Genomic DNA, 16,938 nt, shown 5'->3' with positions numbered 1-16,938 from the left:
AGGAATCCTGAAAGACATGGCCCCTCGGCTCAGTGTCATCGTCCCCATCTACAACGTGGAGCGCTATCTCCCGGCCTGCCTCGACTCGCTGGCGTCGCAGACGCTGCGTGAGATCGAGGTCCTGATGGTGGACGACGGGTCCCCGGACGGCTCCGCGGCGATAGCCGCCGAATACGCGACCCGAGACCCGCGGTTCATCCTCATACGCAAGGAGAACGGCGGTCTCGGCGCAGCCCGCAACACGGGCATCTCGCACATATCTCCCGACGCAGAGTTCCTGACGTTCGTCGACAGCGACGACATCATCCCGCCGGACGCCTACCGGCTGATGACCGCGAGCCTCGACGAAAGCGGCTCCGACTTCGCCACCGGGAACGTCTTCCACCTCAAGGGCGAGAAGTCCTGGCAGGTGCCGCTGTTCAAGATGCTGGCGGGCGAGGCCCGCAAGCGGACCCACATCTCGAAGAACCCCAATCTCGTCGCCGACCGCATCGCCTGCAACAAGGTGTTCCGGCGCACCTTCTGGGAGAAGCACGGGTTCGCCTTCCCCGAGGGCATCCTGCACGAGGACATCCCCGTCGTCCTCCCCGCCCACTACCGGGCCGAAGCGATCGACATCATCGGTGAGCCGACGTACTTCTGGCGGCTGCGCGAGGGCGAGTCCGCCCCGTCGATCACCCAGCGCCGCCGGGAGCCCCAGGCGATCAGGGACCGGGTCACCGCGGTGAGCCTGGTCAGCGACTTCCTCTCCCAGCAGCAGGGCCCCGAGTTCGCCGAGTACAAGCGGCAGTACGACGACCGCGTGCTCCGCGACGACCTGCGGCTGTTCCTGCGCGTGCTGCCCGACGCGACTGCGGAGTTCCACGAGGCCTTTCTCGAGGCCGCCAACCGCTACCTCGACACGATCGACCCGCAGATCGTCATGGCCCTGCCCGCGGACCTGCGGGTGCAGTGGCTGCTCGTGCGCAAGCACGCCACGCCCGAGCTGATCGCGCTGCTGGCCTCGCAGCGCCGCAAGGAGCCCGTCGAGGTCTCCGGCGCCTTCCGTAAGTACGCCAGCTTCGCGCCGCTGGAGTCGAGCTCCGTCGAGCTGCCCAAGGCCGCGCTGCGCATCGACCAGGACCTGGACCTGCGCGCGCCGCTGCGCTCGGTCGAGTGGAGGAACGGCCGGCTGGTGCTGTCCGGCGACGCCTGGATCGACAAGATCGACATGTCGACGAGGCGCAGCAGCATCAAGGTCGTCCAGCTCAAGCGGGACAACTCGCGACGCCGGCTGTTCCTGCCCGCGAAGAACGTCCACCGCCCCGAGTGCACCACCAGCTCCGGTCAGAAGCGCTACAACTACGACTGGGCCGGCTGGGAGCTCGAACTCGACCCCGCCAAGTTCCGCAAGGGCGGCGCCTGGCAGGAGGGCCTGTGGCACGTCGGCATCAACGTCTACTCCTCGGGCCTGGTGCGGCGCAGCGGTGTGTGGGCGCGCGGCGGGGCGGCTGCCAACTTCCCGCCCTACCAGTGGCTCGACAAGGACTTCCGGCTGCTGCCCAGCGTCGAGCGCAGCGCGCTCAAGCTCCGCATCGAGAAGGTCCTCGCCCTCGTCACCGACCGCCGACTGGACGGCGACCAGCTGGAGATCCGGGGTGAGCTGCGGGTCACGCTGAAGCAGGGCGAGACGCTCGACCTGCGGCTGGCCAACCCCAAGAGCGGTGAGATCAAGAAGTTCCCGGCGACCGTGGAGCGGGCCGGTGACACCGCCACGTTCCGCGTGCGCGTACCCGTTGCCGAGGTGGCCCTGCTCGCCGCCGACGCGGTGGACGAGAAGGCCCAGCCCGATCGCCGGCTGTGGAGCACGGCCCTGCTCGCCACGGCCTCCGACGGCACGGAGCGCCAGTTCAGCAGTGTCGTCCGGGAGGGCCTGGCCGACCTCCGCCTCGACCTGCCGGAGAGCTTCGGCGACGAGGGCACCCATCAGGAGCTGGCCCTGGTCTCGGGCCACAACGGCTATCTGAAGATCATCGGCCGGGCGCGGCGTGCCGTGATCACCGACGTCTCCGAGCGCGACGGCCGGATCGTCGTCAGCGGCCGCACGAGCCCCCGGCTCGTCGGCGCCGAACTGGTCCTCAAGGCCCGCAGCCGCTTCGACGAACGCGTGGCGGCCGTCGAATGGGCCCCGTCCGGGACCTTCACCACCTCCTTCGACCCGTCGGTCATGGGAGGCTCCGGCCAGGTTCCGCTCAAGGCGGGACGGTGGAACCTCTTCCTGCGGTCCGAGGAGGAGAACGTCCCGGACGCGGCCTTCGTCATCGACCGGCTCGCCACCTCCCAGTTCCCGCTGCACACCGAACTGGGCGGCCGCCGCTACTGGTTCGAGCACCGCTGGGGCGACTTCCCGCAGCTCAACTGCCGTTCCGAGCTGAGCGACATGGAGCTCGGCCCGTACCGGCAGCTGCAGCTGCGCCGCGAGGTGTACGAGCTCGGCCGCGAGAAGCCGCTGCTCGACCAGGTCTTCTACCTGAGCTACAACGGCAAGCAATACTCCGACAGCCCCCGTGCCATCCACGAGGAGCTCCTGCGCCGCGGCAGTGACCTCAAGCACCTGTGGGCCGTCCGGGACGGGCAGGTCGTCCTGCCGCCGGCCACGGAGAAGGTCCGCATGTGGGGCCGCGAGTGGTTCGAGGCCCTGTCCAGGTCCCGGTACATCGTCACGAACGGGCACCTGCCCGAGTGGCTGGTGCGCCGCCCCGGCCAGGTGATCGTGCAGACCTGGCACGGCACGATGCTGAAGAAGATCGGCCATGACATCGAGACGCTCTACTTCGACCGCGAGTACCAGAACCGGCTGGCGCTCGAGGCGAACAACTGGAGCCTGCTCGTCTCGTCCAACCGGTTCAGCACGCCCATCCTGAAGCGCGCCTTCTCGTACGACGGCGAAATCTTCGAAGCCGGCTACCCGCGCAACGACTACCTCTACTCCCCCGACCGGGAGAAGATCGTCGAGCAGGTCAAGGCGAAGCTCGGTCTGCCCGCCGGGAAGAAGGTCGTCCTCTACGCGCCGACCTGGCGCGACGACCAGTCACACAGCGCGGGCCAGTACCTGTTCGACCTACGGCTGGATCTGGAGGACGCGCGCCGCCGGCTCGGTGACGACCACGTGCTGCTGATCCGCCGTCACTCCAACGTGGTCGATGCCGTGCCGGGGGCCGGGAACGGCTTCGTCTGGGACGTCTCCGAGTACCCGGACATCGCCGATCTGTATCTGGCCGCCGACATCATGATCACCGACTACTCGTCCGTGATGTTCGACTACGCCCACCTCAAGCGGCCGATGCTCTTCTTCACGTACGACCTGGAGCACTACCGCGACACCCTGCGAGGGTTCTACTTCGACTTCGAGAAGGACTCGCCCGGCCCGCTGATCCGCACCTCCGGTGAGCTGATCGATTCCATCCGGAACATCGACAGCGTCTGGCCCGAGTACCGCGAGCGCTTCGACCGCTTCCACCACCTGTTCTGCGACCTGGACGACGGCCGGGCCTCGCAGCGCGTCGTGGACCGCATGATGGAGCAGCCCGCAGAGCTCTCCGACGGGAACTAGCCACACGCAGAAGGGCGGGCCCGCGGAGAAGATCTCCGCGGGCCCGCCCTTCTGTCCCCTGTCCGTGCCGTCCTACGGCTGTACGTCCACCGTCTTGAAGGCGAGTTGCGACAGAGCCGTGAAGTACGGCCTGATCTCGATCCTGGTGACCGGAAGCGGCACGGGCTTGCCACCGTTCAGCGCCCTGGTCACCCGGCGCCGCACCTTGGCCGGCAGTGTCGTACTGGGCTCGGGCAGTACCCGGATCACCGGACGGGGGAAGGTGAACACCCCGATCGGTTGCAGCACGTCGGTGGCCAGCTTGCCGACCTGGACCCGGTCCGCCTCCTCCGCGGGCCGCAGCCACATGTCCCAGATCTGCTCGGGTCCCTCGTGCGCACGCACCAGCGCGGCACAGTCGACCCGGGCGGTGATCCGGCGGCCCTCCACGGCCGCCACCGGGAAGGTCATCACCCTTTCCTTGTCCTTGCGGAGCACGGCCTCCAGGACGGCTCCCCGGCCGAGCTCCACACCCCAGCCGACCGCTTCCATCTCGATGGTCTCGGTGCTGACCGCCAGCGCGTCGATCTCCACATGGGCGTCGCGCACCACGCTGCGGATCCGGAGGCGGTCCATCTCGCCCCGGTGCGGCAGCAGCAGCTCCAGGGCCGGGGCGCCGTCCTCCCGGGGCAACGGCACATTGAACACATCACGTAAGTCGCAGCCGTAACCGTCCACCGTCAGCGGCACCTCGATGCCCGCCGGAGTACGTACCGACAGCTCCCAGATCCCCTCGGGCAGTCCGCCGCGCCACGGCACCACTGCGGTGCCCCCGGGTTCGATCGCGAACCGCCGCTCCTGGTCCGGCCTGCCGACCAGACGGCAGGCGATCTCGGCGCCGTGCGCCTCCGGTGGCAGCGCGCCGACCTCGATCCGGACCGATCCCTCCGGGTCCACCTGTGCGCCGGCCGTCGTCAGCAGTGCCCGCCGGGCGAACGCGTCGTGCAGGATCGCCTCGAAGCGCTCGCAGCTCGCGGGCTCGTGGAAACGCACGGCGTTGCGTACCGCGGCCTCGCCCATCAGCTTGCGGCGCTCGTCGTTCTCGACCAGTTCGAGGACGGCCTCGGCCATGGCGTCGCTGTTGCCGCACGGGACGAGGAGACCGTCCTCGCCGTGGGTGATGATGTTGCGCGGTCCATGGTCGGCGTCGGTGCTGACCACAGGCAGACCGGCGGCCATCGCCTCGACGATCACATTGCCGAACGCCTCCCGCTTGGACGGGAGCACGAAGATCGAACCCTTGCTGAATTCCGGGGCGACCGGGGCGACCGGTCCCATCAGCGCCACGGTGTTGTGCAGGCCGAGGTTCTCGATCTGCTTGCGCAGATCGGCCTTCTCCGTTCCTTCGCCGTAGATGCGCAGCCGCCAGTCGGGATGCTTGCGTACGACGGTGGCGAAGGCTTCGACGACCGCCACGAAGTTCTTGTTCTCCTTGAGGAGACCCGCCGCGATGATGACCTTGTTGGTGCTCTTGGACTGCACCGGTGCGGCGGGCACGCAGTTCGGCATGACGGCCAGCCGGTTACGGACGCCGGGCACCTGCTTGCCGATGCTCTCGGCCTCTTCGGGCGTGGGAGCGGTGAGCGCGTCCAGCGAGTGGTACGCCTTGAACAGCCGGCCCTGGTAGTACTTCGCGTAGATCGAGGGCATCGAGTGCTCCTGCGTGACCCGCAGGTAGTCACCCTCGGCGTACGAGAGCATGATCGTGTTCCGCGGGCTGGAGCTCACCACCACATCGGAGTCGGTGGTCGCGAGGAATTCCAGCAGCCGCAGCTCGGCCAGCCTGCTGACCACCGGCTTCTTCTCTGCCGGGTCGACCGGGTAGACCTTCGGGAAGACCCCGATCAACGGGTGCTCCAGGTCGGAGGCGGGGGAATGCCCCCGCAGGTCGGTGAGAACGCGCACGGAGACCCGCGGGTCGAGCGGGAAGTACGACTTGTCCCGCACCTTGCGCAGGGCCACGATCTCCACCCCGTGCCGGGAGGCGAGCGCGCCCGCAAGGTTCTGCGTCGCGCTGACCACCCCGCCCATATGGCACAGGTCACGTACCAGGAATGAAATCTTCACCAGCGTCTTTCGGCCGGGCCGCAGCTCGCAGCAATCCCCGGGCAGCCTCGCGCGAGTGTCATCACGCTCCCCCTACCCCCTCAGTCGGCGCGAGGGCAGGCTTCTGTCCTCGCATGAGGTAGACACACAGAAGCACCAAAAGGCTGCGCACCGGGCGAAAGTTTATCCAATCTTTGGACAAAACCTACCATTTACCGTGATCCCGTACGGAATCAGCCCACATATTCGAACAACAGGCCGTCCGGCAAGGAGTAGGAGAGCCGGCCGGAGAGTCTCCCGGAACGGTCGAGGGGCCTGTCCCCGGACCAGAGATTTCTCTGGTCCGGGGACAGGCCCCTCGGCATCCCGCGCTACGCGAACGGGTCGAACTCCTGGTATTCCTTGCTGGCTTCGTCCCGCTCCGACTCACGGTCGCGACGGCGCTGCGCGGCCGGACGCGGCGCTTCGAGACGGTGGTCCTCGCCACGACGCCCGAGCATCTCCGCACCCGCCGCCACGGTCGGCTCCCAGTCGAAGACGACCGCGTTGTCCTCGGCGCCGATGGCCACACCGTCGCCCGCCCGGGCGCCGGCCTTCATCAGCTCGCCCTCGACACCGAGACGGTTGAGACGGTCCGCCAGATAGCCGACGGCCTCGTCGTTGTTGAAGTCGGTCTGCCGCACCCAGCGCTCCGGCTTCTCGCCGCGCACCCGGTAGATGCCGTCCTCCTCCAGCGTGACGGTGAAGCCCGCGTCGTCCACGGCCTTCGGACGGATGACGATGCGGGTCGCCTCCTCCACTGGCTTGGCGGCACGCGCCTCGGCGATCACACCGGCGAGCGCGTAGGAGAGCTCCTTGAGACCGGTACGGGCGACGGCGGACACCTCGAAGACGCGGTAGCCGCGCTCCTCCAGTTCCGGCCGGATCAAGTCGGCGAGGTCCTGACCGTCCGGAATGTCGATCTTGTTGAGGACGACGATGCGGGGCCGGTCGTCAAGACCGCCGTACTGCTTCAGCTCCTCCTCGATCATGTCGAGGTCGGAGACCGGGTCGCGGTCGGACTCCAGCGTCGCCGTGTCCAGCACGTGTACGAGGACCGAGCAGCGCTCGACGTGCCGCAGGAACTCCAGACCGAGGCCCCTGCCCTGGCTGGCGCCCGGGATCAGGCCCGGGACGTCGGCGATGGTGTAGACGGTGCTGCCCGCGGTGACCACGCCCAGGTTCGGGACGAGCGTGGTGAACGGGTAGTCGGCGATCTTCGGCTTGGCCGCGGACAGGACCGAGATCAGCGAGGACTTGCCGGCGCTCGGGTAACCCACCAGAGCCACGTCAGCAACGGTCTTGAGCTCCAGGACGATGTCCCGGGACTCGCCCGGCTCGCCGAGCAGCGCGAAGCCGGGGGCCTTGCGGCGGGCGGAGGCGAGTGCCGCGTTGCCGAGGCCTCCGCGGCCGCCCTGGCCGGCCACGAACGTGGTGCCCTGACCGACCAGGTCGGCCAGCACGTTGCCGTTCCTGTCGAGCACGACCGTGCCGTCGGGGACCGGCAGGACGAGGTCCTGGCCCTCCTTGCCGGTGCGGTTGTCGCCCGCGCCGGGCTGGCCGTTGGTGGCCTTGCGGTGCGGACTGTGGTGGTAGTCGAGGAGCGTGGTGATGTCCTGGTCGACGACCAGGGTCACATCGCCGCCACGGCCGCCGTTGCCGCCGTCCGGGCCGCCGAGCGGCTTGAACTTCTCACGGTGAACGGAGGCACAGCCGTGGCCTCCGTTACCCGCGGCGACATGCAGCTCGACGCGGTCCACGAAGGTGGTCATGGTTGGAACCTCCAGTTACATACATGCAGAAATGTTTCAAGCTCATGCTGTCTCTCTTAGGAGAAACACGCGAAAGGCGGACCCGCTTCCCATACGGGAAGTGAGGTCCGCCTCCGCAGAAACCGCTCGACGAGCGCCGAAATTACTCGGCGATCGGAACGATGTTCACGACCTTGCGGCCACGGTGGGTGCCGAACTCGACCGCACCAGCGGCGAGCGCGAACAGCGTGTCGTCGCCGCCACGGCCGACGCCCGTGCCCGGGTGGAAGTGGGTGCCGCGCTGGCGGACCAGGATCTCACCGGCGTTGACGGCCTGGCCGCCGAAGCGCTTGACGCCGAGCCGCTGAGCGTTGGAATCGCGCCCGTTCCGGGTGGACGATGCGCCCTTCTTGTGTGCCATCTTTTCTCAGTCCCTTACTTCGCAGCCGCGGGGATACCGGTGACCTTGATCGCCGTGTACTGCTGGCGGTGACCCTGGCGACGGCGGTAGCCGGTCTTGTTCTTGTAGCGAAGGATGTCGATCTTCGCGCCCTTGTGGTGGTCCACGATCTCGGCCTGAACCTTGATCCCGGCCAGCACCCACGGGTCGCTGGTCACGGCGTCGCCGTCGACCACGAGCAGGGTCGAGAGCTCGACCGTGTCACCAACCTGGGCAGTGGGAATCTTGTCAACCTCAACGATGTCACCGACAGCAACCTTGTGCTGGCGGCCACCGCTGCGCACGATGGCGTACACGCGGATCTCACTCTCGCTCGGAACGGAATCCCCTGATGCCAGCCGCTCACACGGGTCCGAAGACCCGCGACGATCCGGATTGGACGAGCGGCCTCTCCCGTACGAGCGGGAGGTCAGTGCTCAGAGGTGTGGCGAACAAACGCCGACGGTCAAGGCTACGGGGCCTTGGACAGCCGGTCAAACCGGGCCCCTGATTCAGGCCTCGACAGCCTTCACGTACTCGTCGTAGGCATCCCGGATCCCGTCCGCGGACAGGTTCAGGTGCTCCAAGATCGTGTAGCGCCCCGGCCTGGTCCGAGGAGCGAATTCGACCACCGAGACGAACTCGTCCGCGGTGAAGCCGATCTCCTCGGCCAGCACGGGCAGGCCGTGGCCGCGCAGTGTCCGGGCCATCTGCACGGACTCCTCGCGGGCACCGCGCAGATGCATCGCGAACGCCGCGCCCAGACCGCACTGCTCGCCGTGGCTGGCGGCACGCTGAGGGAAGAGCAGATCGAAGGCGTGGTTGATCTCGTGGCACGCGCCGGAAGCGGGGCGGCTGTCGCCCGCGACCGACATCGAGATACCGGTGATCACCAGCCCTTCGGCCAGCACCTGCAGGAAGCTGTCGTCCCCGATGCCGCCGGGGTGGCGCAGCACCGCCTCACCAGCCTGGCGGGCCATCGCGGCAGCGAGGCCGTCGATGTCCTCGCCCTTGACCTCATGGGCGAGCTCCCAGTCCGCGACCGCGGAGATGTTGGACAGCGCGTCGCCGATCCCGGAGCGCACGAACCGGGCCGGGGCCTCGCGGATGATGTCGAGGTCGATCAGGACCGCGATCGGGTTCGGGACACCGTACGAGCCACGGCCCGCGTCGTTGTCCAGTGTGGCGACCGGCGAGCAGAGACCGTCGTGGGAGAGGTTCGTCGCCACCGCGACCAGCGGCAGCCCGACACGCGCCGCGGCGAACTTCGCACAGTCGATGATCTTTCCGCCGCCGAGGCCGACCACGGCGTCGTAACGCCCGGACTTCATGGCCTCGGCGAGCTTGATCGCGTCCCCGAGGGAGCCGCCGCCGACCTCGAACCAGGAAGCACTCGGCAGGCTCGACGAGAGCCGCTCGCGCAGCGCCTGACCGGACCCTGCGCTGATCGCGACCGCCAGCTTGCCCGAGCTGGAGATCCTCTGGTCCGCGAGGACGCTCGCGAGATCGGCCAGGGCACCCGCGCGGATATCGACGACGATCGGCGCCGGTATGAGGCGGGTCAGTACTGGCACGCGATCCTCCTGCCCTTGGCGAGGTCCTCGTGGTTGTCGATCTCGACCCACTGGATGTCGCCGATCGACGCCACGTCGACCTTGAAGCCGCGGTTGACGAGCTCCTGGTAGCCGTCCTCGTAGTACAGGTCCGGGTCGCGCTCGAAGGTCGTCCGCAGCGCGTCCGCGAGCTCGTCGGCCGCATCGCCCTCGATGAGGGTGACACCGATGTACTCGCCCGTCGCGTCCGCCGGGTCCATCAGCTTGGTGATCCGCTGGACGCCCTTCTCGGGGTCCACGACGACCTTCATCTCCTCGTCGGCGAGCTGCTTCACCGTGTCGAGGGCAAGGATGATCCGCTTGCCGTCACCGCGTGCGGCCAGCAGCGTCTTCTCGACGGAGACCGGGTGCACGGTGTCGCCGTTGGCGAGGATCACGCTGTGCTTGATCGAGTCGCGGCCGCACCAGAGGGAGTACGCGTTGTTCCACTCCTCGGCCTTGTCGTTGTCGATCAGCGTGATCGTGACGCCGTACTTGGCCTCAAGAGCCTCCTTGCGGGCGTACACGGCCTCCTTGCGGTAACCCACGATGATCGCGACCTCGGTCAGCCCCACCTCGGCGAAGTTGCCCAGCGTCAGATCGATGACGGTGAGGCTCTCCTCGTCACCCTCGGGGCCTACCGGCACCAGGGCCTTGGGAAGGGTGTCGGTGTACGGGCGCAGACGCCGTCCGGCACCGGCTGCGAGTATCAGGCCGATCATGAAGGTTCTCCTTGCTTCCTGGGTCGTGCTCTACGAGTTCATTGTCCGGTCGCGGCGCGTCCGACGACGGCCCGAGGACAGTTGCCTGGGTCACGTGAGCGAAGCCGCCCCGGCCGGGTCCGGTCCCGCGCAGTCTCCGAGGACCGGGCGGGTGCGGCAGGTGCAGCGGACGCATCCGGACCGGCCACTCGTACGGGCCGGTCCGGATGCGTCCGCTGCTGCAGAGGTCGGGCCTGGTCGGGCCCGACCTCTGAAAGCCCTGCGGCGACTACTGCTCCGCCGCCGCCGTCTTCTTCGCCGCCGCCTTCTTGGCCGTCGTCTTCTTCGCGACGGTCTTTTTGGCAGCCGTCTTCTTGGTGGCTGCCTTCTTGGCGGTGGCCTTCTTGGCGGTCTTGCGGGCCGTCTTCTTCGCCGGGGCCTCGGCCTCCGCGGTCTCCGCGGCTTCCGGGGCAACGGCGGTGGCGTCGGCCGGGGCCGGTGCGGCCTCGGGCTTCGGCTCGGTGGAGCCCGTCACCACGACGACCTCCGCACCGTCCGCACCTGCGGGCGAGCCCGCGGGGGCGGTGACCTTGCGGGTCACCCGGCGCCGGGCACGCGGCGGGGCGGCCACCTCCTCGGGTGCGGCCTCGGCCACCGGGGCCTCGACCACCACGGCCTCGGCAGCAACCACGTCCGCTACGGGCAGCGGCGCCTCGACCGGCTCGGCCGCGGCCGGCGAGCCCGCCGGAGCAGTCGCCTTGCGGGTCGCCCGACGGCGCGTACGGCCCTGCGGAGCCTCGGCCACCGGGGCCTCGACGACCGGCACGGGCTCGGTCACCGGCTCCGGCTCCACGACCGGGGTGGGCTCGGGCGCCGTCCTCGGGGCGCCGGCCGGGGCCGTTGCCTTGCGGGTCGCGCGCCGACGGCCACGGCCGCGCGAAGCGGCCGCCTCGGCCTCGGCCGGGCTGCTGTACAGCTCCTCGTCCGGTACGAATTCCGGCTCGGGAAGTGCCACCGGAACGGCGACCTCGGCAGCCACCTCGGCCTCGGTCTCCACCTCGGCCTCCACGTGCTCGTGCTCGTGCTCGTGCTCGACGAGAGCCTCGGGCTGCTCACCGGCGCCACCGCGGCCGCGCTTCTTCGCACGCTTGCCGTTGCCGCCGCCCCCGACCGTCGTCGGCTGCTCCATGTGCACGATCACGCCGCGCCCGTTGCAGTGGACACAGGTCTCGGAGAAGGACTCCAGCAGACCCTGGCCCACCCGCTTGCGGGTCATCTGGACCAGGCCCAGCGAGGTGACCTCGGCGACCTGGTGCTTCGTACGGTCGCGACCCAGGCACTCCAGCAGACGCCGCAGCACCAGATCCCGGTTGGACTCCAGGACCATGTCGATGAAGTCGATGACGACGATGCCGCCGAGGTCGCGCAGCCGCAGCTGGCGCACGATCTCCTCGGCCGCCTCCAGGTTGTTCCTGGTGACGGTCTCCTCGAGGTTGCCGCCCTGACCGGTGAACTTGCCGGTGTTGACGTCGACGACGACCATCGCCTCGGTCTTGTCGATCACCAGCGAGCCGCCGCTGGGCAGCCAGACCTTGCGGTCCAGCGCCTTCATCAACTGCTCGTCGATCCGGTAGGTCGCGAAGATGTCGACCTCGGAGGTCCACCTCGACAGACGGTCCGTCAGGTCGGGGGCAACGTGTGCGACGTAACCGTGGATGGTCTCCCACGCGTCGTCACCGCTGACGATGACCTTCGAGAAGTCCTCGTTGAAGATGTCGCGGACGACTCGGACCGTCATGTCCGGCTCGCCGTAGAGCAGCGTCGGCGCGTTGGCGCTGCCGTTGCTCTTCGACTTCTTCTGGATGTCCTCCCACTGCTGCTGCAGCCGCTCGACATCGCGGCGCAGCTCGTCCTCGCTCGCACCCTCGGCGGCGGTGCGCACGATGACGCCCGCGTCCTCGGGGACGATCTTCTTGAGGATGGTCTTCAGCCGGGCGCGCTCCGTGTCGGGCAGCTTGCGGCTGATACCGGTCATCGAGCCCTCGGGCACATAGACCAGGTAACGGCCGGGCAGCGAGACCTGGCTGGTCAGGCGGGCGCCCTTGTGGCCGATCGGGTCCTTCGTCACCTGGACGAGGACGGACTGGCCGGACTTCAGCGCGGTCTCGATCCGACGCGGCCCATGGGCCATGCCGAGCGCCTCGAAGTTGACCTCACCGGCGTACAGGACGGCGTTGCGGCCCTTGCCGATGTCGACGAAGGCAGCCTCCATGGACGGCAGTACGTTCTGCACCTTGCCCAGGTAGACGTTGCCGACGTAGCTGGTGGCCTGCTCCTTGTTGACGTAGTGCTCGACGAGCACGTTGTCCTCGAGGACGCCGATCTGGGTGCGCTCGCCGTTCTGACGGACGACCATCACGCGCTCGACGGCCTCGCGGCGGGCCAGGAACTCCGCCTCCGTGATGATCGGGACGCGCCGGCGGCCCTGCTCACGGCCTTCGCGGCGACGCTGCTTCTTCGCCTCCATACGGGTCGAGCCCTTGATGGACTGGACCTCGTCGAAGCCGGTGCCGGGCTCGCGCTCGGCTTCCTTCTTCCGGGGCTCACGGACCTTGACGACCGTACGCTCCGGGTCGTCCGTACCGGCTTCGGCCTCGGGCGAGGCGTCACCGCTGCGACGACGGCGACGACGGCGGCGACGGCTGCTGCTGGAGCCGGAAGCGGTCAGTTCGTGGTCCTCTTCTTCCTCCTCCTCGTCGGCCTCGTGCTCGTCCTCGGACGTGTCGGCGGCGTGCTGCTCCGCGGCTTCTTCGCCCTCGGTCGGCTCACCGCGGCGACGGCGACGGCCACCGCGACGACGACGGCGCGAGGGCCGGTCCCCGTACTCGTCCGACTCCTCGCCCTCGTGCTCGGCCTCGCCTTCGGCCTCCAGCTCGTGCTCGTCCTCGACCGGCTCCTCGACCGGGGCGGCGGGCGCGGGCGTCCGCTCGTCGGCGGGCTCGGTCTCGGCGGCCTCGCCGCGACGGCGGCGACGCCGACGCGAGCCGCCCTGCGGCGCGGCCTCGGCGACGGGGGCCGCCTCGGCAGCAGCCTCCTCGGTCACGGCGGTCTCCTCGACCGTCTCGATCTCTTCCTCGGCCTCGTCGTAACGCGAGGGGGTGCCGGCGGCCGCGGCCGCGGCTGCGGCGGTCTCCGGGGTCTGGAACATCGGCTCGGCGAAGACCGGCGCCTGGAAGACGGCCACGGCCGGGCGCGCCGCGCGACGGCTCTTACGGGCGGGCTCCTCGACCTTTCCGGTGAACTCCGGCCTGCCCGCGGCGGCGGTGGCCCGACGGCGCTGACGGCCACGCGGCGCGGCGCTCTCGGCCGCCTCCTCGGGCTCGGCGGCCGGCTCCTCGGCGGCAGCGGCCTCGACCGGGGTCTCGGTGACGATCTCGGCAGGGGCAACGGCCTCGGCGGTCTGCGGCGCACCCGCCGGAGCGGTCGCCTTACGGACCGCCCGACGACGGCCGCGCGGGGCCTCCGGCTCAGCGGCCTCGGCGACCGGTGCGGCCTCCACGGTCTCATCGGTCCCGGTGTCGGCCGACGTGGTCTGCGGCGTACCGGCCGGAGCGGATGCCCGGCGGCGGGTACGGCGGGGCGCCTCGGCCACGACGGGCTCGGCGACGGCGGGCGGCTCGGGCGCCTCGGTCTCGACGGCCGGGGTGGGCTCGACGACCTCCACGGCCTCGGCGGCCGGCGGAGCACCTGCCGGAGCGGTGGCCTTCCGGGACGCCCGGCGACGCACACGCGGCGCCTCAGCGGTCTCAGGGGTCTCTTCGACCGGGGCGGCCTCGGTCTCGGCGACCTCGGCGGTCTTCTCGGCCTTCGGCGTACCCGCCGGAGCGGTCGCCTTACGGGTCGCACGGCGACGCACACGCGGCGCCTCAGCGGCCTCAGGGGTCTCTTCGACCGGGGCGGGCTCCGCAGTCTCTGCGGGGGCAGCGCTCGTGGAGGTCTCCACGAGCTCGGCGGCCTCCGGCGCACCCGCGGGGGCGGTCGCCTTGCGGACCGCACGGCGACGAGTACGCGCCGGCGGTGCGGCCTCCGCCTCGTCGGCGGCGACGGTGGTGTCGGACACTGCGGCGTCAACGGCCGGTATGGCCGGCGCCGCAGCCTCCGAGCCGGCGGCGCCCGACGGCGGGCCGGCCGGGCGGGAAGCGGCACGGCGCCTGCGGCGCGGCGGCAGCTTGTCCCCGGGGGTGTTGTTCCCTTCGGCGTTCCCGGTCGTGCCGGGCTCGTTCGGTTCGAGCATGCGGGCGGTTCTCCCGTCACGCTCCCGGGCGCCACGCCTGATTCCGGTCCGGCACGGTCCGCATGGAAAACGCGGTACCGCCGTCCGGGGCGCGGGCGCCGCACGGGAGCTGAATGTCTGGCTCGCCGGTTCCGTACGCGATGTACGCACGGCCTGGCGAAAGTCTTATGGGTCAGCGCGCGGCCCGACCCAGGTGGCTCCCGAGTCCGAGGACTGCGCTACAACGACCGCCTTACGCGGAACCTGCACCTTCCGGCGCCGTCGCGACGGCGGTCCCGGTGGCCGTGGGTAGCACGGTCGGGGCTGCCTCGCGGTCGGGCGCGAGCGGGTCGGTCACCGTGCCGGACTCCTCGTCGAAGAGCCCCTGCGCCAGCCTGGTCACCGCTGCGGGGACCGGCGGCGCCAGGTCGGCCACAACGCGGAGACCGGACAGGACGTCGTCAGGTCGCACGGCAGGTGTCACGTGCCGAACAACCAGCCGCAGTATCGCACAGGGCTTGTCCCCCGGCCTATCAGCCTGCGGATCGACGGCTTCCAGGTCCGCGACAGCGGCGCGGGCGTCGAAGGTCCTCATGCCGTTCTTCGTGCGGCGCTGGACCTCGACGCTCTCGGCGCCGAGGAAACCGGCGACGGCCTTCTCGGCGTCCTCGAACGGGACCCCGTCGAGCCGCATCTCCCAGACGGAGGCAGTCAGCCGATCGGCGAGACCCGAGGTGCGGGCCTCCACGGCGTCGGTGATGTCGAGGCCGTCCGGGAGCGACGCGTCGAGCAGGTCGCGCAACGTGTCGGGATCCCGACGTTCGGCGAGGGCGATCTCCAGGAACTCGGCCTCGCTGCCCGTGCCGGTGGGTGCGGCATTGGCGTACGACACCTTGGGATGCGGGGTGAACCCCGCCGAGTAGGCCATGGGCACCTCGGCGCGGCGCAGCGCCCGCTCGAAGGCGCGCTGGAAGTCGCGGTGGCTGGTGAACCGGAGGCGGCCGCGCTTGGTGTAGCGCAGTCGGATGCGCTGCACTGCCGGTGCGGGCGGCGGGCCTTCGGGCTGTCGCTTGCCCAGTGGTTCTTCTCCTCGGTGCGGAGCGGACGCGGTGGCACGCCGCCCTCGAAATACGGGTGGCCCGGGGGTGTCCGGTCCGGCTCACCCCTGCTTTCGCAGGGAGATCTCTGGTTCGGGCGCCGCGCTGGGCACAGTCGTTGTACTACCCAGAGTACGCGCAAGGGGGGCCACCGGTTCCCGGGGCTCGGGGACCGGGCCCCGGCCGACCAGCGCCCGCCATGCGTCGCGGCGGGCCTGGCGCACTGTCTCGCGTGCGGTGCGCAGAGCGCCGCGGGCCGCGCGTCCCGCCTCGACGGCGGCGCGTGCGGCCGGAGCCCAGACCATGTCGCGTACGAAGTGTCCGACGGGTGTGCACACCGTCCGGTAGGTCCAGGCCACCGGGGCACCGATGAAATACCACGCCAGCCGGGCGAGAGCGCGGCCTACGGCCCGCGAGACGTATCCGGCGATGCGCCAGGCGACACCGATCGCGGCGGCCATCTCCCGGGCGACCGGGGCGAGGACCCGCCGCCGGATCCACCCCACGGGGGTGACGAGGACCGTCACGACCAGCCAGGCGACGGCTGCGCCCAGCCCCCGGACCGCCGCGACGAGGCCGCGCGCCACCACGCCGGCCAGCCAGGCGATGCCGTGGCCGAGCGGGGTGAGCAGTTCCCGGTACGTCCAGGCCAGCGGCGCGACGATCAGGTACTCCGCGAGCCGGCCGAGGGTGAGCGCGAGCGGGACCAGGACGTACCGCCACACGCCGACCACCGGCCACACGAAGAGAGCGGTGAGCAGCCGGCCGATCGCGGTGGCGACGCCCCGTCCGGCGGGGACGAGCAGTACGCGGTACACCCGGCGCAGCCCGTGCCCGACCGGGGTGAGGACCGACGCGTAGAGCCACACCGCCGGTGCGACGATGCCGTACCGGACCACGGGCACGACCACATGCCGCCACAGCGCCACCCACGGCCACACGAAGACGGCCGCGCCCAGCCACCGCAGTCCGTGCCCCAGCGGGGTGAGGACCGACTCGTACAGCCGGACCAGCGGGATCACCACGAGGACCCGGCACAGCCACGCCAGCGCCCGGCCCACGGGGCGCAGCAGCATCCGGTCGGCGGCGCGGGAGGTGGCGACGAGCGCGTCCCAGGCCATCCGTACGGGCAGGACGATCACGAGCACCACGATCCGTACCGGAATCCTGATGAGCGTGGTCAGACAGCCGTCGCCGGACTCGTAGTGCGCAGGCGCCTGATGGTTGCCGTACGCGCGGGGCTGATTCTCCTGGTCCATGCCGGACAGGACGCGAGGACCCGGCCCAGGGTTTCCCGGGCCGGGTCTTCGTCATCGAGCTGTCACCCGAACCGTGCCGTCCGGGGATACCCGGATGTGGGTGTCATCGG

At 70.2% G+C, this 16,938-nt stretch carries 10 protein-coding genes; 1 reads left to right on the top strand and 9 read right to left on the bottom strand.

Translation table 11 applies throughout. From position 1 onward, the window contains the following. Positions 1-16: 16 nt before the first annotated feature. Complete coding sequence (locus OHA03_RS20220; protein ID WP_267005216.1) at positions 17-3,592, top strand: bifunctional glycosyltransferase/CDP-glycerol:glycerophosphate glycerophosphotransferase; 3,576 nt, start codon at positions 17-19, stop codon at positions 3,590-3,592. Positions 3,593-3,664: 72 nt separating this feature from the next. Here the strand turns inward: OHA03_RS20220 and OHA03_RS20215 are convergent, their stop codons facing one another. The 9 genes from OHA03_RS20215 to OHA03_RS20175 form a co-directional block, all read right to left on the bottom strand. Beyond that, positions 3,665-5,698: a glycosyltransferase family 4 protein gene (locus OHA03_RS20215; protein ID WP_267005215.1), complete on the bottom strand. Its 2,034-nt coding sequence runs from the start codon at positions 5,696-5,698 to the stop codon at positions 3,665-3,667. 350 nt (positions 5,699-6,048) lie between these two features. Beyond that, entirely contained in the window at positions 6,049-7,488 is a 1,440-nt protein-coding gene (obgE, locus tag OHA03_RS20210) for a GTPase ObgE (protein ID WP_267005214.1), read from the bottom strand. 142 nt (positions 7,489-7,630) lie between these two features. Beyond that, positions 7,631-7,888, bottom strand: coding sequence for a 50S ribosomal protein L27 (rpmA, locus tag OHA03_RS20205; protein WP_028813462.1), 258 nt, complete (start codon positions 7,886-7,888; stop codon positions 7,631-7,633). Between the two features lie 14 nt (positions 7,889-7,902). Continuing rightward, the gene (gene rplU, locus OHA03_RS20200; RefSeq protein ID WP_073723125.1) at positions 7,903-8,223 is read right to left on the bottom strand and encodes a 50S ribosomal protein L21; all 321 of its coding nucleotides are present in this window, start codon (positions 8,221-8,223) and stop codon (positions 7,903-7,905) included. Positions 8,224-8,418: 195 nt separating this feature from the next. Continuing rightward, positions 8,419-9,480, bottom strand: a complete 1,062-nt coding sequence (locus tag OHA03_RS20195; protein ID WP_267005213.1) for an iron-containing alcohol dehydrogenase family protein — start codon at positions 9,478-9,480, stop codon at positions 8,419-8,421. Beyond that, complete coding sequence (locus tag OHA03_RS20190; RefSeq protein WP_267005212.1) at positions 9,468-10,220, bottom strand: phosphocholine cytidylyltransferase family protein; 753 nt, start codon at positions 10,218-10,220, stop codon at positions 9,468-9,470. Before OHA03_RS20190 ends, OHA03_RS20195 begins: the two co-directional genes overlap by 13 nt. 268 nt (positions 10,221-10,488) lie before the next feature. Then, the gene (locus OHA03_RS20185) at positions 10,489-14,493 is read right to left on the bottom strand and encodes a ribonuclease E/G (protein ID WP_267005211.1); all 4,005 of its coding nucleotides are present in this window, start codon (positions 14,491-14,493) and stop codon (positions 10,489-10,491) included. Positions 14,494-14,725: 232 nt separating this feature from the next. Further along, positions 14,726-15,508, bottom strand: coding sequence for a TIGR03936 family radical SAM-associated protein (locus tag OHA03_RS20180; protein ID WP_267005210.1), 783 nt, complete (start codon positions 15,506-15,508; stop codon positions 14,726-14,728). 123 nt (positions 15,509-15,631) lie between these two features. Beyond that, the gene (locus OHA03_RS20175; RefSeq protein WP_267005209.1) at positions 15,632-16,828 is read right to left on the bottom strand and encodes a hypothetical protein; all 1,197 of its coding nucleotides are present in this window, start codon (positions 16,826-16,828) and stop codon (positions 15,632-15,634) included. Between the last annotated feature and the right edge of the window lie 110 nt (positions 16,829-16,938).

Origin of the sequence: Streptomyces sp. NBC_00154 (assembly GCF_026342835.1) — a bacterium.
Classification (GTDB): Bacteria; Actinomycetota; Actinomycetes; order Streptomycetales; family Streptomycetaceae; genus Streptomyces.
This window is presented reverse-complemented; position numbering and strand designations above follow the sequence as displayed.

Excerpts from the sequence above, each read along its gene's own strand:
- OHA03_RS20220 (WP_267005216.1), top strand. The coding sequence starts at position 17 with ATGGCCCCTCGGCTCAGTGTCATCGTCCCCATCTACAACGTGGAGCGC.
- obgE (WP_267005214.1), bottom strand. The coding sequence starts at position 7,488 with ATGACCACCTTCGTGGACCGCGTCGAGCTGCATGTCGCCGCGGGTAAC.
- rpmA (WP_028813462.1), bottom strand. The coding sequence starts at position 7,888 with ATGGCACACAAGAAGGGCGCATCGTCCACCCGGAACGGGCGCGATTCC.
- OHA03_RS20190 (WP_267005212.1), bottom strand. The coding sequence starts at position 10,220 with ATGATCGGCCTGATACTCGCAGCCGGTGCCGGACGGCGTCTGCGCCCG.
- OHA03_RS20185 (WP_267005211.1), bottom strand. The coding sequence starts at position 14,493 with ATGCTCGAACCGAACGAGCCCGGCACGACCGGGAACGCCGAAGGGAAC.
- OHA03_RS20175 (WP_267005209.1), bottom strand. The coding sequence starts at position 16,828 with ATGGACCAGGAGAATCAGCCCCGCGCGTACGGCAACCATCAGGCGCCT.